Genomic DNA, 21,150 nt, shown 5'->3' on the forward strand with positions numbered 1-21,150 from the left:
ACACACTTATCGGGATAGTGTCATTCGAAACATTATAGTTCCATTAAACCGAAAAACCTTATCCTATTCAGAATAAGGTTTTTTTTATTTCAGATAATCAATATTTCTACTTTTTATCATCAATACATTTAATCGAGATTCCAGACCTTGGATCTACAGCACTTGCATTTAGTATTGCATTTTCTATACCCCAATCTTCACCGTTACGAACTAAGAAAATAATGGGCTCATTAATCTCATTTAATTCGCTTGTCCAAAAACTTGTAGAAACCACATTTTCTTGTCCAAACATAGATTTATAAAATTCCCCATCAGGTGCTCTTAAACCGGCTCCTATCGAAGTATGAAGCACAAATGGCGGATAATTGGATGCAGCCCCTTCTCTAAAAAGAAAGTATTCCCCTAAATAATTCCTAATTTCTTGAAACTCTGATCGCGTTGGCAACCTAAACCCTTCAGGGCAAATATTGCAACAATTTGCCGCTTCCCAGTTGTACAGTTTTCCAAGAAAACCATTTGAATTCGGGTTTCCATAAGGCCAACTGTATGCAGCACCTTCGTTATTTTGCCAATCTGAACTTCCTTCGATAAAAGGAATCTGAGTACCATCTGCAAATTTTGTGACTTTTAGATTACCTTGAAGCCATACCCTTCCCCTTATCTCTATTACAGAATACTCATTCCCTTCTACATCTTTGACTATGCTCTCCTTTTGATCTATCAATTGGGCCTCGTCCTCTGAAGAGCAGGATATAAAAAGGAAAATAAGAATGCATATTGTCAGGCTATTTTTAATCATCTTAATTGAAATTGATGGTTACTTCATTAGAACATTCACCAGTTCGTTCATTACATACCTTGTAGGTATATGAGGTAAGCCTATTGGCCCGTTCTTCAAAATAGTAATATTGATTGGTTTGAGTGGTGACTGCAATTAATTGACCATCTCTATAAATGCCAACTTGATCCCAATAATTGATGCCGCCCCAAACAGGCTGAATCAGATGCGTATTTCCACTTCTTCTTCCGTGGAAAATCCCCATGTGAATCAGGCCCGGGTTCCAATCAGGGTTGATTTCTCCGGCTCCTTCAGCATGAAGCCCTGAGAAAAGAAGGTGATTATTTTTGGTAGCGGAATGCTGAACCCTGTGCTTGGTGGAGGTTTCAGTCAATTTATCATATACCTGCTGAGGACTGAATTGCGGGTTTTCAAACAGAATTTTAGCGGCAACCCCGGCTACGTGTGGAGCCGCCATACTTGTACCCGACATTGACCTAAAGTCAGTATTGCTTCCAGCAAAAGCTGAATAAACCCATTCCCCAGGAGCAAATATATCTACACAAGGCCCAGTACTTGAAAACAAAGCCTTGGTATCTGTATATGCTTCTATCGCTCCAACTGCATAAGCTCTAGTAGCACTTGAAGGAGACCATTGACAGGCATCGTCTCCTGAATTTCCAGCTGCTACTATCACCGGAATTCCAGCATCTACAACCGTATTCACCGCTGCATTCAATTCAGCATCCTCCATACCTCCTAGTGACATGTTCACAACTGCCGGTTGCTGAGCATTGTAAAGTATCCAATCCAAACCACCCAATACAGCTTCATAAGTACCCGCTCCATTACATGGATATTCTTCATGTGGGATATCAAGAACCCTTACTGAAATAAGGTTTACTTCCTTAGCTACTCCAGAATAATATCCGCCAACAATTCCTGCAACATGAGTACCATGTCCATTACAATCCTGTTTGAATTCGTCCAAATATGCATCATACCCCAAACTGGCTCTACCCTGAAAATCAATATGAGTGGTCAAAATGCCTGTATCCATGATGTAAACATTCACTCCATCACCATCATTTGCAGGCGTATAGCTATTGTCTAGAGGCCTTAATCTCTGGTCTATACGATCTAGACCCATTCTTACGTAATTTGGGTTAGGGTCTGGATTTGGTTCAGGTTCTGGTTCTGGATCCGGCTCGGGTTCAGGCTCCGACTCGGGATCTTTATCTTTGTCCCTACCTGGAGGTGCTTTTCTTTGGGTATTGTAGTAATACTTGTCCCTAACCACTTTTTTAACGGAAGCATCTTTGGATAAAGTCTTGACTTCTTCCGGACTCAAATTTGCACCAAAACCTTGGATTACCCTTCCATAGACCCTTTTCAGATTTTCTTTACTAATTTGATTTTTCTCTAAAACATCTGAAGAAACGGCTCTCATTAAGTTTTGAGTCTCTTCGTAATTGTCTGTTAGTCTCAAGGATAAATATTCAGGCTGAAGAAAAACGATATAACTATCCGGAACATAATCACCGAAAATTTTATCCTGAGAAGGCACTGAAAAATTATTTTCAACGCTTATCTTTTCCTGCTCAAACCCAACCTCCTGACAGGAGAAAACAAAAAGCACTAACAAGCTTAATACGAAATACTTTTTAGGGTTAAAATTAAAAACTGACTTTTTCATAATTATAGAATTTAAATTTTGAAAAATTTATTTAAACAAATTTTATAATGTTATTATCTTATAAATACGATTCAATATATGGTTTAATGAATATTTATAAAATACTACCAAAGTACTATTTTAAGCCCCAAAAGCCCATTGATGTCACTTTTCTATCTCGCGGAACTCCAGGTTTCCTATAAAATGAATTAAACCTGTCAGGTTTCTGATTCCAAGTTTTTTGAAAAGATTCCTTCTATGGGTTTTTATGGTAAAAGCACTGCAGCCCAGTTTTTCAGCAATTTCAGGTGTGACATATTCATTCAAAATCAACTGCAACACCTCTATTTCCCTTTGTGTTAGACCATATTCAGCTTCCAAATGTTGGTAAATATTCTTGCTACCCACTCCAACTTTTCCCGGATCCACTTCAAAAAAATAGGTACTACCTTCCATTATTTCAGTCATCGCATCGATAAGCTGAGACCGGTAACAATCTTTGGTCACATACCCATCAGCCCCTAGATTTTTACATAATTGCACTGTATTCAAGTCAGCATCGGCACTTAAAATAAGGACCTTTGTCTCAGCAAATTCCCTTTTAATTATGGAAAGTAATTTGATCCCGTCCAGATCAGGCATTTCAATATCAGCAATTAAAAAGTCAATCACCATACCATTCCTCAGGTATTTCAACACCTCCCTAGCTTCTGAAAATTTTAAAAAATTATTTCTGCCGAGATTTTTTTCCAAAATGTAGGATATCCCATAAAGGAAAAGCTCATGATCATCGACTATGGCAATTTTTAGATTTTTCATGGTGGTCAGGGTAAAAATCAACAATTTTCTATAGCATATCCATTAAATATAATTTTGTTACCTTCTTAAAAATTAAATAAAAAACGCCCACAATGAAAATAGGCAATAAATACCACTTTTCAAAATATTATACCACATTATTATATTTTATAGTATATATATTCTGAATTATAAGGTTACAATGATTTTTTTACAAAACTATATCTCCCAAAAAAATAGAATAATTAAGCCACTCTAGTTATTTTTGATCTTATTCAATAAATAACAGGATTTATTAGAAGCAAAAAAAATCCGGCACCATGGTACCGGATTTTTAATCTGAAAAAATCAATGTGATTATCCCCAAAAGTAATACCTGTTGATCACCCCGATTTTCAAGTATTGGATTGGTAAGTGAAGGTACTAATCAGATTTTTAAATTCATTGTAAAAATGCGAATTACATTTTTTTTATTTTGAAATACTTTTATTCAGTAAATAATCATCCCAACTAGGATCTTTGAAATACTTGGTAGGAGTCATACCCGTAAAGTCTTTGAAGTCCTTTATAAAATGTGACTGATCAGTGTATCCAAACTTTTCAATCCACTCAAAGGAGTCTACTTTGGGAGTCTCATTCAATTGCTTGATCAAATTATTAAATCTCACAATTCTGCAATAGGTCTTTGGTGAGAGCCCGACCATTTTTTTGAACTGAATCTCTAGTGATCTAGTAGTTACACCGGCAAACTCTGCCAATTCATGGACGTGAACTTTACCCTCTACATCCAATACTTTTTCAATTACACTTTTGATGTATGAATTTTCTTTTACTTCATTTTCCCAATTGAAGCATTTTATCAGTGCTTTTTCCAAAAGAATAATTTTTTCCTTAATATTTGTATCGGACATTAAATTTAGCTTTTTCAAATCGATCAGATGCATACCTGACAATTCGGTAAAAGGAAGAATTTTATCTGAAACTTCACTTGCATCTCTCCTTAAAAATGAGTGGAGACCTGTCGGTGTGAAAATCACAAAAATTAATCTGACATGGCCTTTGACTTTGACCTTTCCATAGCTTGACATCTGACCATAAACGACCGGTCGGATAGGAAGCGATTTACTAAGACAATTTTCCTTTAATTTAGGGCCTTCAATATTGCAGTTAAAATCCGTATGAAGTGGAAAACTTAGACTACCTGTACCTTTTACTGTAAAAAGAATTTCCTTTTCATCAAAAATGGGGTCATCCCAATATACATAGCCTGCAATAAAGGAACTGAGTTTGGGGTTTGGAGCAAAGTATTCTGATTTCATAGCCATCTAATTTATCCATTACCCTTTTTTCATTGAATATTTACCCTAAACCCAAAAATGGGTCCTGTATTTTATACTCCCCTTCCTCAGGTACATTTTTAAGTTTGAGAAAATACCTACAAAGTTCTTTTTCAATTACTTTTATTCCCTCCATTGTATCTTGACAAAACCTGAGTTTCCTTTTAATTATGAGATTAAAAGCCGGTACCCCCAATCTGCTAAGTGGAAAAAAATCATCAGGAAAGTTAATTCTTGCACCGTTGCTAAGGTATTTGTAACCTAAAGGTGTGAGCACTACAAAAAATAAGACTACCTTTCCCTTAACATATAAGGGATTTGTTTTACCTATGTTATTGAAAACATAAATTTTATCGTATTTTTCAAACCCTCCCAATTCCTCATCCTCCTTTTGGAAGGTAAATTCAAAAGGCTTGCCTATACCTATGCCCAATGAAGTACCATTTTCCATTATTTTGACTTCTTCATTTCCATCAAAGTCATTTTCAACCAAAAAATATCCCGAAATATATTCTGCTAAAGCATCCGTTGGCAAAAGTACTTCAAATCCCATATTGATGTTGTTTTTAAATAAGTCTCCAATTTTTAAAATTTCAATGTATTAAAACATACTACCAAAGTAGTATGTTTACTTTTTGCATAAAGTTTAATGGTCTTAATATACAATATTTTTCTTTTTAGTTTGTCAAATCAAAAACTCGTACTTGAACAAATCCGATTTAAAAATATTTGTTACCCAAAAAATTAGCATCAAAAAGTAAGAGGCTAATTTTAGCCTCTTACTTTTTGATGTTTTGAAATCAATCCTTAACCAGTCTTCCAGATATTACCTGATTGCCGACTTTGACAATAACATGATACAATCCAGAACTGATACCGTCCAGTTCAACTCTTCTTTCAAAGATGGACTCTTCATAGGTTTCCTCGGAGTGGATGATCCTTCCAGCCGCATCGTAAATCACCAAGGAAACCGTGCCAGGCTCGTTTATGTTGACAAGGATATTACTGAACTTAGTAGCCGGGTTTGGATAAATCACCATACTGCTAGGCTTAATCTCCCTGTGCAGTTGGAATTCCCTCTGAATAGTCTGATCCAATCTGTCTGTGCTGCTGACCGTAATGGTCATCTTCAGTTCAGGTCTTCCCTCTCCTACCCAGATCAACAAGTTGTCTCTGAGTTCGAAGTCCGGATGTCCTGACAGCTGGTAGGTATGGATCCTATCACTAGGATCAAGCGTGCTGAGTTCAGCTACCACAGTACCACTTTGGATATCTGCCTGAAGCATATTATTGCTAATTAAAATATCCTGTGCCAGTGGTTTATCCAATACCATCACATTAGCATTCAGAGCAGATTTCAGGAACTGGAATCTTTCATCTTCGAATTGACCGTTCACTTGATAAATGCCTGGCTGCAATGGATCAAATCCATCCAATGACCAGGTAATCACAGGTCTATGCTTGGCAAATACTTCCTGGCTGATTTGCTGAAGTGCTTTGGATACATTGGCCGGAGCCTCATTCCATTTCACCTCAATCAGCTTGGAGTTCATTTCCTGCACCAGTTCTTCCATTTCCATCTCCAACCTGTAATCCACATTACAGCTTCCGATAAATGAACCTGGGCTGTTGGTAAGGAGCGCATCTACTGCGTTTTCGTTGACACAGATGGTTTTCCTGTTATTTGGGTTTCCTGGAGGTACATGGCATACCTGAACCTTCTTGACTTTACTATTTCCTGCGTTACAAGAAGCTTCAACAGAAATCACCGAAATCATGTCTTCAGCTACACAGCCAGCGTCACTATTGACAACTAATTTGTAGGTTCGAACAAAATCTCCTGAAGCACTGACTACAAGTGAACTGCTATTACCACCTACTGGCACAAAATTCCCAGGATTACTAGAGCTAATATCATCCAGTCTTATGTCAGCAACAAACCATTGATAAGTCAAGCCAGTGTAAGAATTTGGAATACCTGCAGCGGACAGTGTTGTACTTGAAGGTAAGCCCAATGAACTGGCGGCGTTATAAAAGATTACCACATTTCCATTGGAATTTTTAATCACAGTAGATGCAATCGTTACCTCTATTGGTGTAATAGGTGCAAGAACTGTCACAATAGCCTGAGCAGAACTGCTGTTACCAGATGCATCAGTTACGGTTAAGGTTACTGTGTTTTCACCTTGGTCAGCACAAGTGAATGAAGTTTTGGATAACACATAAGTCAAATCTTCATCAGGAGTGCAATTATCATTGCTTCCATTATTAATATCAGACAATTCCAACATTGCATTACCTGTATCATCCAATTGTAAGCTATAATTTTTGACTAAAACAACAGGATCTTCATCGTCAGTCACAGTTACTGTGAAGCTTGCAGAAGATGTATTATTTGATGCGTCTGTAGCAGTGTAAGTCACCGTGGTCGTTCCTACAGGGAATACCGAGCCGCTTGCTGGACCGCCAGTCTGGGCTATTGTGCTGCCCTCGCAGTTGTCCTCAGCAGTTGGTGCTGTCCAGCTTACCTCTGCGCCACATACTCCGGCGTCATTGCTTACAGTGATATCTGAAGGCAGATCAGCAATCGTAGGATCTTCATCGTCTTCATACTCCAAAAATATCTCAACTTCAAAATCATTTGTATTTGGTGTTGTACCGGATAAAGAAATTGCGCCTGTGTAAGTATTACCATTTACTTCCCCTTGAATACTTGAAATTGTGTAGGATGTATTCTTTCTAGCATTGAATGAAAAAGGAGTACTTCTTGTCTCTGTTACACTTGGTCCACTAGAAGGAGTATAAGAAACAGTAAATTCACCTCCTAAAGCACACTCAGGAGCAGTTACAGTTAAACCACCTGAACCTCCTTCAATTTCATAGAAACCTGTAATAGTAATTTGAGAATTAGGGCTAATAAATGGGGATGATGTTGAAGCACTTACTAAATTATAAATTTCTCCAAAGGTATTCGTTACCGAGGTTGGGAATTCAAAATAAACCTGTGAACTAGTAGATATAAAAAAATTATTTGTCTGTCCGGATCCAGAAGAATTCGAAGTTATGGATTGAGATAAATTTAGGGCGTCACTACCCACGCTGTATAATACAGATATTGAAGCACTGGGAAGTCCACTAACTGCAAACCTTGTTTGGCCGTCCGTAAAAAACGTCTCCGCCACATACTCTGTATTATTTCCAGTGGCAAATAAATGAAATTCAACTCCAAGATGACGTTCATCTATCTGGAATTCATAAACCCATGTTCCATCCGGATTAACATTAACTGAAAAAGCCTCATCATGTCCCTGATAAGGCGTTTCTTCCAAAATAATATCAACCCGGGTATCTAATGCCCAACCCGAACCGGAAATGTATGCTATTTCCCCGGGCACATAGTCATCCTTATCCGTACTAACAGTAGGCTCTTCCCCCTCAGGGTACTGAGGGCCAACCCATCCAGGTTCACTGCTGTCAAAAGCAGCGAATACCAGGACGCCTACAAACATGAAAATGAGTAGAAGTTTTGCTTTCATAAAAGGGCAATTAAAAGTTTATATAGATCAATTAGGTGTGTCAATCTTTCAAAAAAAACCTCTCTTACCGCACAAAAATACCTGTCCTTTTAAAGGTTTATATGGGTGAATTTGAATAAAATGATCCTAAAATAAAAATTATAAATGCATTTTTTACAAAGTTATTTGCATTTCAAATACATTTTAAAGTCTTTTGTTTAATTTTTCACTCCCTTTAAAAATTAAAAATGATTTTAATTTTCTTATTAAAAAATTTTCAAAGCTCTTTTGTATAGTTTTTTACTTAAAAATTTATACATAAAAAAAAGGAGGAAAATTTTCCTCCTTTTCAAAACAGATTTGACCTTTATTACTTTGTAAGCTTATCTGTTTCAGCTTTTGCTTTTTTAGCTAGCTTATCTACTTCATCACTTACATCTGAAACTTTTTTAGTCAAGCCATCAAAAAAGCTATTCAATTTACCAGTTACATCATCCAAGTATTCATTGCTCTTTTTGCCTAACTTCTTCCTTGTATTTTCTCCTTTGTCAGGAGCTACCAATATACCGATTTGTACACCTACTGCTGCACCTAATAATGCGCCTAAAAGAAATTTTGTAGAACTCATAAAGATTGTGTTTTTAGTTATAAATAAAATTTTGGTGTTGATCAACGCTGTTGCGTTTATATCCATAATGGATCAACAACCATACCATAGTAACGTTCCTGACTACTTGTCAGTTCTATTTAACGGTACTTTTCACAATAATAGTCCTTACCGGGGCAATTGGGTCATTGCTAAATACTGTAATATGCTTATGATCTATTCCTTTCCTTCCCTTTGGGTCAAATGTAAACCTAAGCTCTGTTCTCTGATCAGACTCTATTTCATCTGCACCAAGCATCAGCTCTACACAGTCGCAGTTGGAACTTACTTTTCTGATAATCAACTTCTCTTCACCCATGTTGGTGATGATAATATCACGTGAAACTTTCTTATTGGCAGAAACCTCCTTTAAATCAATATCTATCTCTGAAAGTCCAATCCTTGGAACCACTTTTTCCATACTCTTGGGCACAGGCTGGAAATATTCAAAAACAACAGCCATTGTCTTTAGGGGGATAATGGAATTATTTGTCAATGACACATTGATTTCTTCTTCAAAATACCCCAAATCGCCCCTTTTTTCCCCATCATAAGCCAACATCAGGATACCTCTCTGACCTTCTGCAATCTTCTCAGGGTTGAGATTGACCGACATATACTCCGGAATACTTTCCTGGTTTTCTGCCAAGGAAATAGTATCCGCCCCAAAGTTATAGACCTCTACAAACTTGAGTTTCGGTTCATTTGTGAATACATTTCCAATATTAATGGCTGAAAGCCTTAATCCCAGATCTCCTACTCTATGCTTATACGCTGATAGAACATCATCCGGAATAGGCATATTTGTTCCTTCCAAAATCAAAGTATCCCCATAAATATCCTGATTGGTTCTGACTATAATTTGCTTGGCAAACTCACCTCCTCTATGATCTGGATTAAATTTAACTTTGATTGAAGCAATTCTGTCAGACTCTAAAGTATCCTTGGTATAGTCTACTGCCGTACAGCCACATTCAGCGAATACGTCTGTTATCCATAAACTATCCTGATTGAGGTTCACTCCGAAAAACTCAGCCTCAACTTCTCCTCCTTCTTCAAGTACCGCGCCGATATTAATACTTCTCTGCTCCCAAGTCAGTACTTTTCTTTCAATAGATTGTGCTTCAAGGCTTAAGGGTAAAATGAGCAAACAACCACCAATAAGACCTAACAGGATATACTTTTTCATACGCGCAAATAACGTGAAAATTCAAGCGAATTGTACCTTGATTTATTTAATTTGCACCAAAATCTACAATAATGGCAAGAGTACTTACTGGCATACAGAGTTCGGGCAGACCACATTTGGGGAATATTCTGGGGGCAATTGTACCCGCTATTGAATTGACCAAAAAGGATAATAATGAGTCCTTTATATTTATAGCGGATATGCATTCTCTAACGTCGATCAAAGACGGGGAATTACGGAGAGAAAATACAAAGGCAGTTGCTGCTGCCTGGTTAGCCTTTGGACTGGATATCGAAAAAACGGTTTTTTACAGGCAATCTATGATTCCTGAAGTAGCAGAACTCACCTGGTATTTGAGCTGCTTCACGCCTTTTCCCATGTTGGCCAATGCGCATAGTTTCAAAGATAAATCAAACAGATTGGCAGATGTCAATGCAGGACTGTTTACATACCCTGTTCTGATGGCTTCAGACATCCTTCTTTACTCTGCGGATATTGTACCTGTGGGCAAAGACCAGCTTCAGCACCTGGAAATGACCCGGGATATAGCAAGCTCTTTTAATCATAAAATGGGAGAAGATATACTGACTATTCCGGAGGCGAGAATCTCTGAGGAAGTCATGATCATCCCAGGAACGGATGGACAGAAAATGAGCAAGTCTTATGATAATTTTATTGATATTTTTCTCCCTGAAAAACAGCTAAAAAAGAATATCAACAGCATTATCACGGACAGCACTCCACTTGAAGAACCCAAAGATCCAGACACCTGCAATGTTTATAAGCTCTATTCCTTGATAGCCAGCAAAGAAGAAACTGCTCAATTGCGCGGAAAATATATCCAAGGAAACTTTGGCTATGGTCATGCAAAGAAAGAATTTATGGGATTGATTCTTGAAAAATACGGGGAGGAAAGACAACTTTTTGACCACTATATGAATCATTCTGAAGAACTGGAAAAAAGACTTCAGGAAGGAGAAGCAAAAGCCCGGGAAATTGCCAAAGATATTCTCTCGAAAGTCAGGAAGAAACTGGGTTTTTAGAATCCACACTTTTGAGTAGAAATTCGGAAATTAATTGGTCAGAAAAAATCATTTTAAAGCAAAAGACCAGCACTTTTTGACTGGTCTTTTTGCTATTCCAAAAGTGAATAAATTCTTTATTTGGCAACCCAAAGATCTTTCATTGTTTTACCGTTGATTCTCAAAACGAATCGGGTTGGATTGGGTACTATAACCAGCCTAACGTCCATTTTGTCAAATTGCTCTGATTCTAAAGGAACCCCTTCACTTCCTTTGACTTCGTAAGTCACTTTCCCGGCTGCATCAGGCATCATCGGGTGATAGGCATTTGCCAAATAGGCCGAAGGAAGAAGTACTTCATTGTCCGATTTCAATTGGGCGTATATTTTTTCCAATGCAGCTTCCAACTCATCTCCATATTCCTCATTGAAATCATCTTCCAGATCATGAAGCTCTTCTTCTATATCATCATAGGCTTCATCTGCATAGGACATTTTACTCAACTCAATCCTTTTTTCTACTATTAAGGATAGGTCCTCATCAAGTTTTTTGAAATCCATTGTATTTTTTTGGTTAAAACACGAAGGTATTGAATCTATTAAGGGATTCCAAAAATTACAGGCTACCTATTATCAAGGCTAAACTTTGAAATTTCTGCAGGAATGCCGTAAGTCACATATTTCCCATTTGCATTTTTGTGAATACTTAAAACTTCTTCTGTACTCCCATATTTCAACACAACTTTGTTCCAATCTGAAGGAATCAAAGTCATCAGAGTAAGTTCCTGATCATACCAAAATTTATCAAGAGCAGAGTTTAAGCTTATCTTCAACTTTTTCTCTTCCAAGCTATAATCCACTTTTGTATGCATCCTTTGACGCATATATTTGGTGACTTCAGCAAATGTCCCAACCCATATATCTTCTTTTTCTGCGATATATTCAAAATAAGACTTGATAACGGCTTCCGGAATAGCTTCCCACCCAATGCCTTCTATCCCATGAAATACTAAAACCAACCAGGTATCATCTCTTGTCAAAATATCATCTACCCAAGACCTCATCAACTCAGGTGAAGTTCCTGATAACGGCCCTCGTTGCCACTGTACATACTCTTTATTGTAGTCCTTGCTCAGGTCGAATTTTCCAGAACGGTTAATTTCCTCCAGAAATTCCTCAGGCATTCGGTTCCTAGTCGCTGGAAACATTTCCAAAGCATATTCCATCACCCGTTCATCTTCGGTGCCAAATGGACATTCAGCCGAGAATAGAAATTCTCTGCCTAGTTGCATTTCAATTTCATCTCTGCACTTTTCAAGTTCAAAAAGTAAATTTGCTTCATCCAATACAGCTAGCCTTGGGTGTGAGATGGTATGTACACCAAACTCATGGCCTCTTGCAGCATAATCCCGTATTTCCTCCCAATCAATCATTGGACCATCTATAATCTTCGGGATAGTCAGGTTTTTGGCACCCATATTTACAGCTTGACTCAAACCTTCATCAATAAGTTGAAATGCAGTTGCTTTCCTACCCTGCTCAAAAGCAGCCCCTGTCCTATCGTGAAATGAAACAGCGTCAGGCATATCCAAAAATCTGATCAATGAAGCCCTTTCAAATAGATTGTTTTCATCAGTTGGGACAGATTGGGATTCTTTGAGGATTTCTTCAGGTTGCCTGCCCAAAAACTTTGCTCTATACTTTGAAGACGGTATTTCTCCCGTATTGATATAAAAAGTCCCTTTCATTCCAAGAGATTCCATTATGGGCAATGCCACATGAAATTGATTTAAAGTGCCGTCATCATATGTCAGGGAAACAGCCGCTTTTTTCCCATTAGGCCATTTCAAAATTTGAGTATCTCCTTTTTCCTGCCCAAAAAGAACACAGGGCAAGAGAAGAAAAACGATTACCGATAAATATTTCATAAACACCAAATAACATCGTTTTTTACACTTAAGCATTAACTTTTTGATAATTGGTCAGTTTCCAATTAAATTCAAGGCCTTAATTATCACCCATGCAAAACTTTAAAAATCACACCCGCTATTACCCCTTACATCATTTTATCATCACCCCTCTTACAATCATTTATTTTATCTGGTCTCTTTCCAATGTATTTACATCTTGGGGAACAGATCAACTATCCGGAGAGTTACATGGACTTTTAGGGGCTATAATTTTGTTGATCCTCCCTTTATTGGCAAGAATTTATGCCCTCAAAAATCAAGACCGTACTATCCGTTTGGAAATGAGGCAACGCTATTTCGAATTGACAGGAGAGTCATTTTTGCCAAAAGAAAAAAAGCTCAGACTTTCTCAAATCATTGCCTTACGCTTTGCTTCAGACAATGAATTGGTTGTTTTGATTGAAAAAGCAATCAGTGGTGGAATGAGATCAAAGGAAATCAAACAAGAAATTCAAAACTGGCAGGAGGACAGAAGACGTGTCTAAAAGATTGTTGATCACCCTGATAGGCATTCTCTGTATTGGAATAGTGCAAGCTCAAAACAATGTAGAAGAGATAGCAGAAAAATTAGCCCAAGAGCAACTGGACGCTTATAACAATCGCAATATTGAAGCATTTTTGAAACCTTACGCTGATAATGTAAAGGTATTTAACTTCCCAAATGAGTTTCAGTATGAAGGTAAAGAAAATATGAGGTCACGTTACCAAAATATGTTTGCAAATAGCCCCGACTTACATTGTAATCTTGTCAAAAGAATGGTCATGGGCAATACCGTCATTGATCAGGAAGAGGTGATACGCAAAAAAGGAGACCCAGTTTTTCATGCCATAGCAATCTATAAAATAATTGAAGGGAAAATTGCTGAAGTTTACTTTATCAGTAAATAGGTAAATGATTTCATTTACAGATAGAAAAAAATGGTTTTTGGTTTTTCATTTGGGGATTTTTTTTGGATTCAAGAATTTACGACATCAAAAAAATGCGCTTTACTGCATGATAATTAGAACTTAAACCAAAAACCTGAAATCCTTTTTCTTACAGTTTTATTCAATTGAGAAATCATGTATTTTCACCGGAATTGAACATAAGAAAAATGAAAAAAATAATTTTGTTTTTGTTGGTTTCCCTGACCTGCCTGAGTCTGCAGGCTCAGGAAACAAAAATGTCTCTCGGGGGTGGCTACGCATTTGGCAAAGGTCAGCAATCAAAAGAACAGGGAACAGGATACAGAGTAAATGGTGCTTACGAAGTCCACCCCTACCGGTCAATGGTATCTCATGGATTTACACTATCCTACATCAATACTGAAGCAGATTTCAGACGTAACGAAACCGATTTTTTACAGGAAATCACCCACATTCCATTTACTTATACTCCAAAGTTGATGTTTAGTGAAGAAGATTCTAAAGCATACCTTAAGGGAGCATTAGGCCTTCACTATTCCATGTCAAATGTTACCGGACCATCATCTGTCAGGAAGGAAAATGGCTTTGGCTTTTACGGTGGCATGGCAGGAGGAATAGAGTTAGCCATTTCTTACTTTGCTTTTGTTACTATGGAGTATGAGGTCGGCTATGTCTCTGAGGGATTTTTGGACAATGGTTTAATCCATAGTGCACAGATAGGATTTGGGGTGAAATTTTAACCAATCATCAATATCCTTTGTCAAATGAACTGTATTTGGCCTGGAGTCGTTAAATTTGGGAAATGACATTTCCGTGATATGAAAAAAATTCTTCTTCTCGCACTGGTAACACTTATCAATATTGATCTTTCCTTGGCTCAGGATAAAATCAACTGGCTGACTTTTGAGGAAGCTGCTTCAATGACCAAATCCAACCCAAAAATGATTCTGGTTGATGTTTACACAGATTGGTGTGGCTGGTGTAAGAAAATGGATAAAGAGACTTTCACCGATCCAAAGGTCATAGATTATATCAACAGCAATTTTTATGCAGTCAAAATGAATGCAGAAGATACCCAAAGAACTTTTGAATTCAAGGGCAAAGAGTATACAGAATCTACTATGGCAAAAGCTATGCGTGTCAGCTCTTACCCTAATTTTGTCATCATGGATGCCGCAATGGAAAACATTACCCAAATGCCCGGATATAGACAAGCTGATCCATTTTTGAAAGGTTTGGACAACTTGATGGATAAATTCGGGAAAAAATAAGATGAGCTTTTCTATTCATGAAAAACAGGATACAATCATCGCATTGGCAACTCCTCAGGGGGTAGGTGCTATTGCAGTGATCCGCTTATCCGGAAATAATGCGATCAGCCTTACTAATGAAGTATTCAAGGGTAAGGATTTGGAAAAGCAGGATTCCCATACCATACATTTTGGAACCATAAGAGATGGGGATAAAATCATAGATGAGGTTCTTGTTTCACTTTTTATAGCTCCAAAATCTTTTACCAAAGAAAATGTAGTTGAAATTTCTACACACGGATCTTCCTACATAGTCAATCAGGTAATTAAGCTTTTTATTCGCAAAGGCGCCAGACCTGCCAAGCCAGGGGAGTTTACCCAAAGAGCATTTTTGAATGGGCAGTTTGATCTAGCTCAAGCTGAAGCTGTGGCGGACCTGATCCATTCCGACTCAGAAGCTTCCCATCAGGCCGCTTTGAATCAAATGAGAGGTGGTTTTAGTGGAGAAATTTCAAAATTGAGAGCAGAATTGATCCATTTTGCTTCCATGATTGAATTGGAACTGGATTTTACAGAGGAAGATGTCGAGTTTGCCAGCAGGGATGATTTACGTGTTTTGGTGGAAAAACTTATGCGGGTAATAGAGCAGTTGATCGGAAGTTTTGACCTTGGGAATGTCATCAAAAATGGAGTTCCCACCGTTATCGCCGGAAAGCCCAATGCCGGCAAGTCTACCCTGCTCAATGCATTGTTGAATGAAGAAAAAGCAATCGTTTCTGATATAGCAGGTACTACAAGGGATTTTATTGAGGATGAAATCAATATAGGTGGGGTGATATTCAGATTCATTGATACAGCCGGACTTAGGGAGACTACTGATACCATTGAAGCCATTGGAGTCAGCCGTACTCAGGAAAAAATGAAGACAGCTTCATTGATCCTTTACCTTTTTGACCTAGGCGATACAGATATGATAGAAATCAGCCGGGACATCAACAAGCTGGAAAATCTGGGTGTGCCATTTTTGAAAGTAGCCAATAAGATAGATAAGGCGGATTTAGGCTTTGTAGATGAACTAAAATCCAAGCATCCAGATACAATCTTCATTTCTGCAGGGAATAAAGAAAACCTTGAAGATCTAAGAAACCGAATCCTGGAATTGGTCAACCTGGACAAATTCAGAACCGGAAATACCATCGTCACCAATATCCGTCATTACGATTCTTTAGTCAAAACTAGACAGTCTTTGCTGGACGTACTTGAAGGATTGGACAATGAAATCACCAATGACTTTCTGGCCATGGACATCCGCAGGTCTTTGCACTATTTAGGCGAAATTACAGGTGATATTACGACTGATGACTTGTTGGCGAATATTTTTTCGAAGTTTTGTATCGGAAAGTAGGCAAAAATAAATCCAGCCCAATAGCTCAAACCCTCCTACCCTATTTGGATCTTTAGATCAATCCTCTTTCCCCCCCATATCACTGAAGAATTTTTTAACAATGTCCTCTTTATTTTCTTTTAAAAACTCAAGATATGCCAGAGGAAGTGGCATATGCTTTTTGCCTTTTAACCAAACCAATCTCCATTTTGTGGTGATAGGCAAGCCTTTAACAGGAATGATTTTAAGCTGCTTGGTCTGAAGTTCGTTTTTAATCCCAATTAATGGCATGATAGAAAAGCCGAGTCCTGCAAGAACTGCTTGCTTGACTGCTTCATTTGAGGTGAGCTCCATTTTTTTCTGAATGGAGATTTTATTTCCTTCTATGAATTTTTCCATAGTCTTGCGTGTCCCTGATCCGCTTTCCCTAAAAATCAATGGAAACTCTTTGAAGATTTCTTCATGCTTTACATGACTGTTCACCTCCATGGCAGAGCTTCCAACTAAATAAAGATTGTTATCAAGCAAGTCCTGGTATTCCAAATTGATCCCCGGGGGTAAAATTGATACCAAGGCCAAATCAATTTCATTTTGTTCCAATGTCTCCAACACTTTATTCTTATTGGTCACATCCATTTTCAATTCAACACTTGGGTGTTTTTTTAAAAAATCTGTCAGAAAGTATGGCATCACATATTTTCCCGTTGAGACCACCGCAATTTTCAACCTTCCTGTGAGCTGTCCTTTAAAAGCCATAGTTTTCCCATTTATTGCCTGAACTTGGGTAAGAATATTTTCTGCAAGCTCAGCTATTTCGTAACCAAATTCGGTCACATGAATTTTCCTCCCCAATACCTCAGTAAGGGGAATATCAAACTGATCCTGAAAGTTTCTAAGCTGAATGGAGACTGCTGGTTGGGTAAGATGTAACTCTTCCGCAGCCTTAGTAATGGAACCCGTTTCTACGATTTTTTGAAAAACCTGTAATTGATGAAGTGTGTAATTCATAATATAAATTTATGATCTCAATAATAAAGTTAAATAAAAATTAATAAGAATTATACTTCACTTTTGCCCGCTGAAAGGGATGGATGTTCGAAAACATTCATTCAATTACCTATAACAAACATTCTAAAGCGAAGTAAAATGGAATTAAGATTAATAGACGGAGAATTCAACCAAAAGGACGCAAAAGAAATTATCATTCAGTTGATCAATGACAAAATCAACTTTCATGTCCGCAGAAATTTCAGTTCCAAAATCAGATTTGGACTTGCAGATGAAGTATCTGAAAACCGAATCATTTCTTTGAAAAGTGATTTGGATACTATAGTGAAGCTTTTTGACCAAAAAGAAGCCTCAGACACTAAGTATAGGCTGCATGCCAATATTGAGATTACCCCTATCCAATAAGGATCCGAACCAAATGTCATTTGAACTAATATCAAACTATTAAAAAGACTGCATTCTATGAATTTCAATCTTCTAATAGAAAATCTGACCAACCCGGCTCTTTTATTCTTTGTTTTGGGTTTGATCGCTGTTCTTTGCAAAAGTGATCTGGAAATACCCTCTAATTCTTCCAAGTTCATTTCTCTTTATTTACTTTTCTCAATCGGCTTCAAAGGAGGACAAGAACTAGCCCATGAAACCATGAATATGGAGATTGCTTGGACAATTCTTTTTGGGCTGGGAATAGCTATTGCTATTCCTGTTTATACATTTTTTATTCTAAAAAGAAAGTTGAGTATTTACGATGCAGGAGCGGTTGCAGCTGCATATGGATCCATAAGCGCGGTTACTTTTGTCACTGCTGTCACTTACTTGGAGATGCAAGACCTGGTCCTTCACGGGCATATGGTTGCTATCATGGCTTTAATGGAGGCCCCGGCTATAGTTGTAGGCCTATTGCTCATCTCATCATTTGACAAAATTGGAATAAGTGCGGAAAAAGTTAAAAAAAGAACAGTTGTAAAACACTCCTTTACCAATGGCAGCGTAATGTTGATTTTAGGTAGTTTGCTGATCGGGTTTTTAGCCTCTGATGCCCAGGCAGAAGGAATCAAGCCTTTTACCAATGATATATTTAAAGGCTTTTTAGCTATTTTCCTCTTAGATATGGGAATAGTAAGTGGTAAAAAATTAGGCTCCTTTTTCTCGTATGGCTGGTTCCCTACCATCTTTGCTATCCTAATACCTCTATTCAATGGCTGTATAGTGGCATTTATGAGCGCTATGGTCACAGAAGATATTTCCAATAGGTTTATGTTAGCAATTTTAGCAGCCAGCGCATCCTATATCGCAGTTCCTGCTGCAATGAAAATGACGGTTCCTCAGGCCAACCCAGGCTTATTCCTTCCTATGGCTCTTGCTGTCACCTTCCCGGTAAATATTACTATCGGGATGCCCTTGTATTATTTAATATCAGCTTATTAATTTAGAGTCAAAATGAATATAAATACTTGGTTAAGCACTTTTATTTAAAAGAGATAACCCAATAAATAGAGTAAGCAATTTTATCTTAAACCATATTATTTTTCTTGAATAGTGTCGGGTAGTTTTACAACGGAAAGTTCTCTTACCGTCTTTTTAAATAGCCCAGGCCAATGTAGAAATATCATGAACTATGTTTACACGCATGTGAGTGCAGCCAAGCATTTCAATCCTGAAACTGGCAGGACAGTCACCGTTTACAAATTTGGAAGAAAACGAGGATGGGATGCGGGTCCAAGAAGGGAAAGGAAGTTTGTGGAAACAGTTGAAGAGTACGATTAATCTTCAATAAGAAAAATTAAATGAGCTATCATGATTATTTTTTTCAATCTACTTTTAACAAACAAACTATTTATGTTTTCTTTAAAGTATAATTCTATAACAAACCCAAAGCATTAAGATTTTGAAAATATTAACAATAGACATCGGGGGTACAAATATCAAAGCCAAAGTAGAAGGTCCTATAGACCGAAGAAAATTTCCATCAGGACAAGAAATGACGCCGGATAAGTTGGTATCAGGAGTAAAAGAAATGACAGCCGATTGGGATTATGATGTGATTTCTATCGGTTTTCCAGGTATCATCAAACAAGGAAAGATCATCACAGAGCCAAAAAACTTGGGTGATGGTTGGATAGGCTTTGATTTTGAGAAGGCCTTTGGGAAGCCGATCAAATTGATGAATGATGCAGCCATGCAAGCTCTTGGTTCATATGAAGGTGGAGTATTATTATTTTTGGGATTGGGCACTGGGCTTGGTTCAGCCATTGTCACTGATGGCAAGGTCTTGCCGATGGAACTGGCACATCTTTCTTACCGAAAAGGCACTTTTGAGGATTATTTAGGTTTTCGAGGTTATGAAAGCAGAGGCCAGGAAAAATGGCAGGAACATGTATTTACAGTTGTGGAAAGGTTCAAGGCAGCATTCTTACCAGATGACATTGTCTTAGGCGGAGGAAAATCCAAATTATTAACAGAGGTCCCTGAAGGCTGTAGGCTAGGAACCAATCAGCTGGCTTACGCGGGAGGTTTTAGGATGTGGGGATAAAAAAGAAAACCCCAAGAAAAAATCTTCTTGGGGTTTTAATAATCTCAACTCAATTTTAATACGCATTATCGTTTTCAAAAATTATGCTGTAGATTGTCAAAAAGATGATTTTGAAGTCAAAAGCCAGACTCCAGTTTTTTATGTAAAATAAATCATACCTCAGTCTGGCATTCATATCAAACTTGTCATTTATTTCTCCTCTGAAACCTTTTGCTTGGGCAAGGCCTGTAATCCCAGGCTTCACCATGTGACGATACATAAAGTTTTCAATTTTTTCAGAAAACTCTTTATTCATCACCACTGCATGAGGTCTTGGTCCCACTATAGTCATTTCTCCCAACACCACATTTATTAACTGAGGAAGTTCGTCCAAGCTGGTTTTGCGAAGGAACTTACCAACTTTTGTTATTCTGGGATCCCCTTTGCATGCCTGCTTAAAATGACCGGCAGGGTTGTATTTCATACTCCTGAATTTCAAACAATAAAAAGGAATGTTATTTTGTCCATGCCTCAATTGCTTGTAGAAAATAGGCCCTTTGGATTCTATTCTAATCATTATCGCAATTATTGGAAACAACCAACTTGCAATGAGTAATAGAAACAAACTTGCAGAAATAACATCAAACACCCTTTTGGTAAGCGTCATTGAAGAGTCTAAAAGATTGACTGAATACCTATTGAGTATAAAATCCGAATCAATCGCAAAAGAGCTGATATTGTGGAGTTTTGAAATTGTACTAGCCATAACTTTATAATTAATCTAAAAGATTTTACATACTGTCATGATGACATCAGCATTTCTACTGATTTTTCATGTCATAAATTTATAATTAAAAAATTGAAATAATAAACAAATTACATTTTTTTTTATTTGAAATACGTTTTATTAGTGTGAATAGTAATTTTATAACCTTAGGATACGACAATAAGACGTTAATTATCAATATATTACTTATCTAAGAAAAAATAAATCCTAATTCAAAGAAACAAAAATTAAATTTTAAATGCACATTTAGTATTATGTATTACTTTTATTTAGTTTTAAAAACATACATATAATAATATGTCAAAAAAATCCTGTCTTTATTTTGCAATTGAATCATCGTGAATTAAGGGGTTTATTTGGAAAGTTTGAAATAA

The 21,150-nt window shown here is 37.3% G+C and carries 22 protein-coding genes; 10 read left to right on the forward strand and 12 right to left on the reverse strand.

Annotation, left to right across the window (positions count from 1 at the left end):
- Nucleotides 1-106 precede the first annotated feature (106 nt).
- The 8 genes from A33Q_RS11115 to A33Q_RS11150 all read right to left on the reverse strand — a co-directional run bounded on the left by A33Q_RS11115 (nucleotide 107) and on the right by A33Q_RS11150 (nucleotide 9,938).
- Nucleotides 107-799, reverse strand: a complete 693-nt coding sequence (locus tag A33Q_RS11115; protein WP_009036463.1) for an FISUMP domain-containing protein — start codon at nucleotides 797-799, stop codon at nucleotides 107-109.
- 1 nt (nucleotide 800) lies between these two features.
- Nucleotides 801-2,474, reverse strand: coding sequence for a S8 family peptidase (locus A33Q_RS11120; protein WP_009036464.1), 1,674 nt, complete (start codon nucleotides 2,472-2,474; stop codon nucleotides 801-803).
- Nucleotides 2,475-2,618: 144 nt separating this feature from the next.
- Nucleotides 2,619-3,272, reverse strand: coding sequence for a response regulator transcription factor (locus A33Q_RS11125; RefSeq protein WP_152527405.1), 654 nt, complete (start codon nucleotides 3,270-3,272; stop codon nucleotides 2,619-2,621).
- A gap of 449 nt (nucleotides 3,273-3,721) precedes the next feature.
- The gene (locus tag A33Q_RS11130) at nucleotides 3,722-4,570 is read right to left on the reverse strand and encodes an AraC family transcriptional regulator (RefSeq protein ID WP_016255117.1); all 849 of its coding nucleotides are present in this window, start codon (nucleotides 4,568-4,570) and stop codon (nucleotides 3,722-3,724) included.
- Between the two features lie 40 nt (nucleotides 4,571-4,610).
- Nucleotides 4,611-5,141 carry a hypothetical protein gene (locus A33Q_RS11135; RefSeq protein ID WP_009036467.1) on the reverse strand — a complete coding sequence of 177 codons (531 nt, stop codon included), beginning with the start codon at nucleotides 5,139-5,141 and terminating at the stop codon, nucleotides 4,611-4,613.
- 247 nt (nucleotides 5,142-5,388) lie between these two features.
- Nucleotides 5,389-8,124, reverse strand: coding sequence for an HYR domain-containing protein (locus A33Q_RS11140; protein ID WP_016255118.1), 2,736 nt, complete (start codon nucleotides 8,122-8,124; stop codon nucleotides 5,389-5,391).
- Between the two features lie 349 nt (nucleotides 8,125-8,473).
- Complete coding sequence (locus A33Q_RS11145) at nucleotides 8,474-8,731, reverse strand: YtxH domain-containing protein (RefSeq protein WP_009035975.1); 258 nt, start codon at nucleotides 8,729-8,731, stop codon at nucleotides 8,474-8,476.
- A gap of 115 nt (nucleotides 8,732-8,846) precedes the next feature.
- Nucleotides 8,847-9,938 carry a DUF1573 domain-containing protein gene (locus A33Q_RS11150; RefSeq protein ID WP_009035976.1) on the reverse strand — a complete coding sequence of 364 codons (1,092 nt, stop codon included), beginning with the start codon at nucleotides 9,936-9,938 and terminating at the stop codon, nucleotides 8,847-8,849.
- Between the two features lie 71 nt (nucleotides 9,939-10,009).
- Between A33Q_RS11150 and trpS the strand changes: the two genes are divergently transcribed.
- Entirely contained in the window at nucleotides 10,010-10,981 is a 972-nt protein-coding gene (gene trpS / locus A33Q_RS11155; protein ID WP_009035977.1) for a tryptophan--tRNA ligase, read from the forward strand.
- 116 nt (nucleotides 10,982-11,097) lie between these two features.
- On the opposite strand, the gene A33Q_RS11160 is transcribed toward trpS, so the two are convergent.
- Both A33Q_RS11160 and A33Q_RS11165 read right to left on the reverse strand, forming a co-directional pair.
- A complete protein-coding gene (locus A33Q_RS11160) occupies nucleotides 11,098-11,520 on the reverse strand; it encodes a hypothetical protein (RefSeq protein ID WP_009035978.1) in 423 nt (140 codons plus the stop codon).
- A 62-nt stretch (nucleotides 11,521-11,582) separates the two neighbouring features.
- Entirely contained in the window at nucleotides 11,583-12,887 is a 1,305-nt protein-coding gene (locus tag A33Q_RS11165; protein WP_009035979.1) for a polysaccharide deacetylase family protein, read from the reverse strand.
- 92 nt (nucleotides 12,888-12,979) lie between these two features.
- Here A33Q_RS11165 and A33Q_RS11170 point away from each other — a divergent pair, with 92 nt between their 5' ends.
- The 5 genes from A33Q_RS11170 (at nucleotide 12,980) to mnmE (ending at nucleotide 16,490) form a co-directional block, all read left to right on the forward strand.
- Complete coding sequence (locus tag A33Q_RS11170; RefSeq protein WP_009035980.1) at nucleotides 12,980-13,414, forward strand: DUF6526 family protein; 435 nt, start codon at nucleotides 12,980-12,982, stop codon at nucleotides 13,412-13,414.
- The gene (locus A33Q_RS11175; RefSeq protein WP_009035981.1) at nucleotides 13,407-13,817 is read left to right on the forward strand and encodes a nuclear transport factor 2 family protein; all 411 of its coding nucleotides are present in this window, start codon (nucleotides 13,407-13,409) and stop codon (nucleotides 13,815-13,817) included. The genes A33Q_RS11170 and A33Q_RS11175 overlap by 8 nt, the downstream gene beginning before the upstream one ends.
- Before the next feature lie 206 nt (nucleotides 13,818-14,023).
- The gene (locus tag A33Q_RS11180; protein WP_009035982.1) at nucleotides 14,024-14,575 is read left to right on the forward strand and encodes a porin family protein; all 552 of its coding nucleotides are present in this window, start codon (nucleotides 14,024-14,026) and stop codon (nucleotides 14,573-14,575) included.
- A gap of 78 nt (nucleotides 14,576-14,653) precedes the next feature.
- A complete protein-coding gene (locus tag A33Q_RS11185) occupies nucleotides 14,654-15,106 on the forward strand; it encodes a thioredoxin family protein (protein WP_009035983.1) in 453 nt (150 codons plus the stop codon).
- A gap of 1 nt (nucleotide 15,107) precedes the next feature.
- Nucleotides 15,108-16,490: a tRNA uridine-5-carboxymethylaminomethyl(34) synthesis GTPase MnmE gene (mnmE, locus tag A33Q_RS11190; RefSeq protein WP_009035984.1), complete on the forward strand. Its 1,383-nt coding sequence runs from the start codon at nucleotides 15,108-15,110 to the stop codon at nucleotides 16,488-16,490.
- A 57-nt stretch (nucleotides 16,491-16,547) separates the two neighbouring features.
- Here mnmE and A33Q_RS11195 read toward each other — a convergent pair whose 3' ends face one another.
- Nucleotides 16,548-17,477, reverse strand: a complete 930-nt coding sequence (locus A33Q_RS11195; RefSeq protein WP_009035985.1) for a LysR family transcriptional regulator — start codon at nucleotides 17,475-17,477, stop codon at nucleotides 16,548-16,550.
- Between the two features lie 138 nt (nucleotides 17,478-17,615).
- On the opposite strand from A33Q_RS11195, the gene A33Q_RS11200 reads away from it, so the two are divergent.
- The 4 genes from A33Q_RS11200 to A33Q_RS11210 all read left to right on the forward strand — a co-directional run bounded on the left by A33Q_RS11200 (nucleotide 17,616) and on the right by A33Q_RS11210 (nucleotide 20,010).
- Entirely contained in the window at nucleotides 17,616-17,882 is a 267-nt protein-coding gene (locus tag A33Q_RS11200; RefSeq protein ID WP_009035986.1) for a hypothetical protein, read from the forward strand.
- A 57-nt stretch (nucleotides 17,883-17,939) separates the two neighbouring features.
- Complete coding sequence (locus A33Q_RS11205; RefSeq protein ID WP_009035987.1) at nucleotides 17,940-18,905, forward strand: sodium-dependent bicarbonate transport family permease; 966 nt, start codon at nucleotides 17,940-17,942, stop codon at nucleotides 18,903-18,905.
- A 183-nt stretch (nucleotides 18,906-19,088) separates the two neighbouring features.
- A complete protein-coding gene (locus A33Q_RS22190) occupies nucleotides 19,089-19,244 on the forward strand; it encodes a hypothetical protein (RefSeq protein ID WP_016255123.1) in 156 nt (51 codons plus the stop codon).
- A 121-nt stretch (nucleotides 19,245-19,365) separates the two neighbouring features.
- Entirely contained in the window at nucleotides 19,366-20,010 is a 645-nt protein-coding gene (locus A33Q_RS11210) for an ROK family protein (RefSeq protein WP_009035988.1), read from the forward strand.
- Between the two features lie 55 nt (nucleotides 20,011-20,065).
- Here the strand turns inward: A33Q_RS11210 and A33Q_RS11215 are convergent, their stop codons facing one another.
- A complete protein-coding gene (locus A33Q_RS11215; protein ID WP_009035989.1) occupies nucleotides 20,066-20,755 on the reverse strand; it encodes a sugar transferase in 690 nt (229 codons plus the stop codon).
- Between the last annotated feature and the right edge of the window lie 395 nt (nucleotides 20,756-21,150).

This window comes from Indibacter alkaliphilus LW1 (assembly GCF_000295935.2).
Classification (GTDB): Bacteria; Bacteroidota; Bacteroidia; order Cytophagales; family Cyclobacteriaceae; genus Indibacter; species Indibacter alkaliphilus.

Coding starts and splice junctions, on each gene's coding strand:
- A33Q_RS11165 (WP_009035979.1), bottom strand. CDS start 12,887: ATGAAATATTTATCGGTAATCGTTTTTCTTCTCTTGCCCTGTGTTCTT.
- mnmE (WP_009035984.1), top strand. CDS start 15,108: ATGAGCTTTTCTATTCATGAAAAACAGGATACAATCATCGCATTGGCA.
- A33Q_RS11200 (WP_009035986.1), top strand. CDS start 17,616: ATGGAATTAAGATTAATAGACGGAGAATTCAACCAAAAGGACGCAAAA.
- A33Q_RS11150 (WP_009035976.1), bottom strand. CDS start 9,938: ATGAAAAAGTATATCCTGTTAGGTCTTATTGGTGGTTGTTTGCTCATT.
- A33Q_RS11145 (WP_009035975.1), bottom strand. CDS start 8,731: ATGAGTTCTACAAAATTTCTTTTAGGCGCATTATTAGGTGCAGCAGTA.
- A33Q_RS11180 (WP_009035982.1), top strand. CDS start 14,024: ATGAAAAAAATAATTTTGTTTTTGTTGGTTTCCCTGACCTGCCTGAGT.
- A33Q_RS11185 (WP_009035983.1), top strand. CDS start 14,654: ATGAAAAAAATTCTTCTTCTCGCACTGGTAACACTTATCAATATTGAT.
- A33Q_RS11160 (WP_009035978.1), bottom strand. CDS start 11,520: ATGGATTTCAAAAAACTTGATGAGGACCTATCCTTAATAGTAGAAAAA.
- A33Q_RS11135 (WP_009036467.1), bottom strand. CDS start 5,141: ATGGGATTTGAAGTACTTTTGCCAACGGATGCTTTAGCAGAATATATT.
- A33Q_RS11130 (WP_016255117.1), bottom strand. CDS start 4,570: ATGAAATCAGAATACTTTGCTCCAAACCCCAAACTCAGTTCCTTTATT.
- trpS (WP_009035977.1), top strand. CDS start 10,010: ATGGCAAGAGTACTTACTGGCATACAGAGTTCGGGCAGACCACATTTG.
- A33Q_RS11195 (WP_009035985.1), bottom strand. CDS start 17,477: ATGAATTACACACTTCATCAATTACAGGTTTTTCAAAAAATCGTAGAA.
- A33Q_RS11140 (WP_016255118.1), bottom strand. CDS start 8,124: ATGAAAGCAAAACTTCTACTCATTTTCATGTTTGTAGGCGTCCTGGTA.
- A33Q_RS11115 (WP_009036463.1), bottom strand. CDS start 799: ATGATTAAAAATAGCCTGACAATATGCATTCTTATTTTCCTTTTTATA.
- A33Q_RS11205 (WP_009035987.1), top strand. CDS start 17,940: ATGAATTTCAATCTTCTAATAGAAAATCTGACCAACCCGGCTCTTTTA.
- A33Q_RS11125 (WP_152527405.1), bottom strand. CDS start 3,272: ATGAAAAATCTAAAAATTGCCATAGTCGATGATCATGAGCTTTTCCTT.
- A33Q_RS11215 (WP_009035989.1), bottom strand. CDS start 20,755: ATGGCTAGTACAATTTCAAAACTCCACAATATCAGCTCTTTTGCGATT.
- A33Q_RS11170 (WP_009035980.1), top strand. CDS start 12,980: ATGCAAAACTTTAAAAATCACACCCGCTATTACCCCTTACATCATTTT.
- A33Q_RS22190 (WP_016255123.1), top strand. CDS start 19,089: ATGAACTATGTTTACACGCATGTGAGTGCAGCCAAGCATTTCAATCCT.
- A33Q_RS11120 (WP_009036464.1), bottom strand. CDS start 2,474: ATGAAAAAGTCAGTTTTTAATTTTAACCCTAAAAAGTATTTCGTATTA.